Here is a 4,396-nt window from a genome sequence, read left to right on the forward strand (position 1 = left end):
GTCGGCGCCGCGCGGGGAACACGCCCTAGGCGTCGGGCAGCGGTGAGCGCTGCGCGCCGCGGGCCTCCGTCGCGGCGAGGCCGACCACGGCGGCCAGCATCACCGCGGTGCCCGCGACCGTCGCCCCGGTCAGCCGCTCACCGAGCAGGGTCACGGCGATGAGGGCGGCGCCGACCGGTTCGAGCAGCATGATCACGGAGACGGTCGCGGAGCGCACGACGGCCGCGCCCGCGAAGTAGAGCCCGTAGGCGAGGGCCGTCGGCACGGACGCGATGTACGCGAGCAGCACGAGCACCTCCCCGATGTGCCCGGCGTGCGGGACCAGGCCCTCGGCCACGCCGAACGGCAGCAGCGCGAGCGAGGCGACGGCGAACGTGCCCGCCGTCGTGCCGAGTCGGTCGCCCACCCGGCCCGCCCGGCCGAACCAGCGGGTGAGCAGGGTCATCACGGCGTACCCGGAGGCCGAGGCGAGCGCCCACAGGACCCCCGCGGGCCGTACGGTGGCGCCGCCCGAGCCGAGCACGAGGACGGCGAGCCCGCCGAGCGCGCCGACGACCGCGACGACACCGCCCCGGCCGAGCCGCTCCCCCATCGTGAGGCGGGCGCCGAGCGCGATGAGCACCGGGCCCGCGCCGAGCGTGACGACGGTGGCGACGGCGAGGCCGGTCGCGGCGACCGCGGCGAAGTACGCGGTCTGGAAGAGGGCGAGGGACACCCCGAGCACGAGGACACGGACCGCCGTGCGCCATCGCGGCTCCCGGACGGCGGTGGCGGCCGGTGCGGGCGAGCGCCGCAGCGCCCGGACCGCGAGGAGCAGGACGAGACCGCCGGCGCAGCGCCAGAACGACAGGGCGGCGGGCCCGAGCCCGCCGGCCCGGAACACGAGCTCGGCGGCGGCGCCCGCGGTGCCCCAGGCGAGACCCGCGACGACGAGGCAGACCAGACCTCGCGGTACGGACAGCGCGGGGGCGGTGAGGGTGGTGGACAGGGAGGATTCCAGCGAACGGGCGGACTGGCCCGACACAGCATGCGACACGTGGCACTCCACGGAGAACGGCACCCCTAGAGCGGGGGGCCAGGGACACGGACCGTCGTCTGCGGACGGGCAGCCGTGACCCGCTCGGGAACACCCGAGCGCGGGGTCCGGTCGTCCGGATCCCTCGTGCAGTGCCGCTCACCGCCCGCAGCGGGCCCTCGGCGGGCGGACCGGAGTCGACGCCCGCGGGGCCCTAAGCGGCCGGGGGCGGAAGGACGAGTGCGTGTGCGTGCATGATCGCCACTTTAGACGGCGCCGCCCGACCGGGACAACGCGGTTTCCGGCTCGACGACCTGCGGCGCGTCCGGCGCCTGCGGCTTCGAGGACTGCGCGATGAAGGCGCCGGCGAGCACCACGGCACCGCCGAGGAGCTGCGGCGCGGAGAGGTGCTCGCCGAGCATGATCCAGGCGAGCACCGTCGCGATGACGGCCTCCAGACAGGCGACCACGCCGGCCACCTGCGGGGAGAGCCGGCGCACGGAGAGCACGCCGGTGACGTACGCGACGACGGTGGCGAGCAGGACGATCCAGCACAGGAGCAGCCAGGCGGGCACCGTCGCGCCGTTCATCGTGGCGTGTCCCGCGAGGAGCGACCAGTCCATGCCCCAGGGGCGCGCGATGACGGTGAGCACGACGGCACCGATCAGGAGCCCGTACGCGATGACGCCGAGCGGGTCCGGGGCCTGGTCTCCGGCGTCGCTGCCCTGGTCGGACAGGACGAAGTAGCCCACCTGGCAACAGGCGGCGCCGAGCGCGAGCAGCAGCCCGAGGGCGTCGAAGCTGAGCCCCGCCCACACCTCGACGACGCAGGCGAGTCCGCCGACCGCGAGGACGACGCCGAGCGCCGCGGCCCGGGTCACCGGTTTGCGCTGGACGAACCGGACCCAGCCGAGGACGAGCGCGGGGGCGAGGTACTCGACGAGCAGCGCGACGCCGACCGGGATCCGGGAGATCGCCGCGAAGTAGCAGGCCTGGACACCGGCGACGGCGAGCAGGCCGAAGCCGGCGAGCAGGGCGGGGCGCCGGCGCACCAGCGCGCGGTGCCGCCAGGCGACGGGCAGCATGACGAGTGCGGCGCCCGCGACCCGCAGCCACACCACGTGGAGCGGGTCGAGACCCGCCTCGATCAGCGGTTTGGCCGCCACCCCGGAACCGCCGAACGCGAGCGCGGAGACGAGGGCCAGGCCCAGACCGATGCCGCGCACACTCGTTCCCGGACCGCTCTGAGACTCCGTTGACCCGTGCACCGGCACATCATGACAGGGACGGTCAGCACCGTCACCCTCGATGACCCCTGTCTCACTGGACGGACGCCGACGGGCCGCCGGCCGCGGTCAGTTCAGGGCGGTACGCAGGTCTTGGACGTCGATCCCGGCCCGGTCGAGCACCTCGACGGCACGGCAGCGGGGATCCTCGACGAGCGCGGCGAAGACGTCGAGCCCGCGGGCCGGCCCGCCGCCCCGGGCCGCGGCGCGTGCGACGCCCGCGGTCAGGGCCGCGGTCGCGACCTGGGACCAGCCGGGGGCGCCGGACCGGACGACCGGCACGGCACCGGAGTCCTCGACGGAGCCCTGCCAGCGCAGGCCGTAGCCGATGCTCCGCTGAACCAGGTAGCCGAGGAGCCGGGCGAGCTGCCCGCCGTCCGCGCAGGCGGCCCTGACCTCGGGGTCGGACTCCAGGAGCGAGTGCAGCAGGTGCGCGGTGTCGATCTGCCGGTCGCCGTCGCGCACCGCGCGACGGCGGGCTCCGGCGACGGCGGCGGCGAGCTCGTCGCTGAGCGGCGCGTCGACCGGGTCGTCGTCGACGGGGCCGTACGTGGTGTCGGACGGGGAAGAACTGTGCACGTATCCCAGCTCATCAGGCCCGATCGGCCCGAACATCCCCGACGGGAAGCATCTTCGCGTCCGACACAAGGTGGGCACCCCCCGCGCGCCCCTCCTCCTCAGGGATGAGATCAGGCCGGGTGTCCCCGACGGGTGCGCGCCCCCGTGCGGGACCGCAACCATGCTCCCCTCCCGGCTCGTCTGTCCCTCACATGGAGAGCAGGTGCTGGCTCGTGGCCCTGCCCGCGACCGACGGCAGACAGTACGTGTACCGGGTCTACGCCCCCGACGACGCGCTGCCCGCCGACCTGTTCTGGGACGCCTGGCACTGTCACGACGAGGGGCCGCATCCGCGCGCGTACGACCTGTTCGACGCCGCGCGGATCGAACGCGTGGGGTGAGCGGGGCGCGGGCGGGGTGCGGGGCGGATTCGCGGCACGGCCGCAGAATTCCTGACGGTTCATCAGTATTGAATGTTCGAGGCCACGCGGCTACGTTCCGCGACGACGCGACACCACAGCCCGCCGGGCTCTCGAATCGAAGGGGTGGCCGCATGGCCGAAGTCAGCGCGGAAGCACGCATCGAGGCGCCCACGGAGAAGGTCTGGGCGCAGCTCACCGACTTCTCCTCGTACGGGGAGTGGAACGCCACCCACACGAGCTTCCCGAAGGGCGCTCCGGCCTCGCTCGAGGTGGGCGGACAGTTCGAGGAGAACATGAAGCTGATGGGGTTCCCCGCGGAGGTGACCTGGACCGTCGAGGACCTGGAGACCACACGGACGCTCGCGATCAGGGGCAAGGGCCCGATGGGAGTGAACGTCGGCACGCGCTACACGCTGACCCCGGACGGCCAGGCCACGACGGTCCGCATCGACGGGGAGTTCACGGGCGCGGCGGTCTCGCTGATGGCGGGCAAGCTCAAGGACTCGGCGACGGCCGCGCTCCAGGAGTCGCTGCGCAAGCTGAGCGGGCTCGTGGCCTGATCCGCTCACCCCGACGCGAAGAGGCGCCCGCACGGTGTGTGCGGACGCCTCTTCCACGCTCTGCCGTCCTCCTGGGCCCGCACGGGGCTCAGTCCTCGTCGGCGAGGATCAGGTACAGCTTCTTGCGCGCGTCGTTGATGACGGAGAGCGCCTTGTCGCGCTGCTCCTTGCTGCCGGTCTTCCAGACCTGGCCGAACGCCTCCATCAGACCGAAGCCGGCCTGCCGGATCTCGTTCATCGCCTCCCAGTCGACCCCGCGGCCCGCCTCCTCCCAGGGAGCCTCGGGCCCCTCGTCGGCGGCGGTGCGCCCGTCGTCCGTGAGGGAGAAGAGCTTCTTGCCGCCCTCGCTGGCGCTGGCGATCAGGCCCTCGTCCTCGAGCAGCTGCAGGGTCGGGTAGACGGAGCCCGGGCTGGGCTTCCAGGCGCCGCCACTGCGCTCCGCGATCTCCTGGATCATCTCGTACCCGTGCATCGGGCGGTCCTTCAGGAGCGCCAGGATCGAGGCGCGCACGTCGCCGCGCCGGGCCCGGCCGCGCGGCCCGCCGCCGCGGCCTC

6 protein-coding genes are annotated in these 4,396 nt (G+C 74.1%); 2 read left to right on the plus strand and 4 right to left on the minus strand.

Annotation, left to right across the window (positions count from 1 at the left end):
- Positions 1 to 25: 25 nt before the first annotated feature.
- The 3 genes from GTW43_RS36085 to GTW43_RS36095 all read right to left on the minus strand — a co-directional run bounded on the left by GTW43_RS36085 (position 26) and on the right by GTW43_RS36095 (position 2,880).
- Positions 26 to 988, minus strand: a complete 963-nt coding sequence (locus tag GTW43_RS36085) for an EamA family transporter (RefSeq protein ID WP_161306201.1) — start codon at positions 986 to 988, stop codon at positions 26 to 28.
- Between the two features lie 293 nt (positions 989 to 1,281).
- On the minus strand, positions 1,282 to 2,289 hold the full coding sequence (locus tag GTW43_RS36090) for an EamA family transporter (protein ID WP_343246229.1): 1,008 nt from the start codon (positions 2,287 to 2,289) through the stop codon (positions 1,282 to 1,284).
- 81 nt (positions 2,290 to 2,370) lie between these two features.
- Positions 2,371 to 2,880: a Clp protease N-terminal domain-containing protein gene (locus GTW43_RS36095; RefSeq protein ID WP_343246230.1), complete on the minus strand. Its 510-nt coding sequence runs from the start codon at positions 2,878 to 2,880 to the stop codon at positions 2,371 to 2,373.
- A gap of 191 nt (positions 2,881 to 3,071) precedes the next feature.
- Here GTW43_RS36095 and GTW43_RS37785 point away from each other — a divergent pair, with 191 nt between their 5' ends.
- Together GTW43_RS37785 and GTW43_RS36100 are read left to right on the plus strand one after the other, a co-directional pair.
- Positions 3,072 to 3,260, plus strand: a complete 189-nt coding sequence (locus GTW43_RS37785; protein WP_202502372.1) for a hypothetical protein — start codon at positions 3,072 to 3,074, stop codon at positions 3,258 to 3,260.
- A 152-nt stretch (positions 3,261 to 3,412) separates the two neighbouring features.
- Positions 3,413 to 3,841 carry an SRPBCC family protein gene (locus GTW43_RS36100; protein ID WP_161306199.1) on the plus strand — a complete coding sequence of 143 codons (429 nt, stop codon included), beginning with the start codon at positions 3,413 to 3,415 and terminating at the stop codon, positions 3,839 to 3,841.
- A gap of 88 nt (positions 3,842 to 3,929) precedes the next feature.
- On the opposite strand, the gene GTW43_RS36105 is transcribed toward GTW43_RS36100, so the two are convergent.
- Positions 3,930 to 4,396, minus strand: a 467-nt coding sequence (locus tag GTW43_RS36105) for a PadR family transcriptional regulator (protein WP_161306200.1), incomplete at its 5' end; no start/stop codon positions are given.

It is taken from the genome of Streptomyces sp. SID5785 (assembly GCF_009870065.1).
GTDB lineage: Bacteria > Actinomycetota > Actinomycetes > Streptomycetales > Streptomycetaceae > Streptomyces.

Bases quoted from the DNA above. Each gene is read 5' to 3' on its own strand.
- GTW43_RS36100 (WP_161306199.1), top strand. From the start codon at position 3,413: ATGGCCGAAGTCAGCGCGGAAGCACGCATCGAGGCGCCCACGGAGAAG.
- GTW43_RS37785 (WP_202502372.1), top strand. From the start codon at position 3,072: ATGGAGAGCAGGTGCTGGCTCGTGGCCCTGCCCGCGACCGACGGCAGA.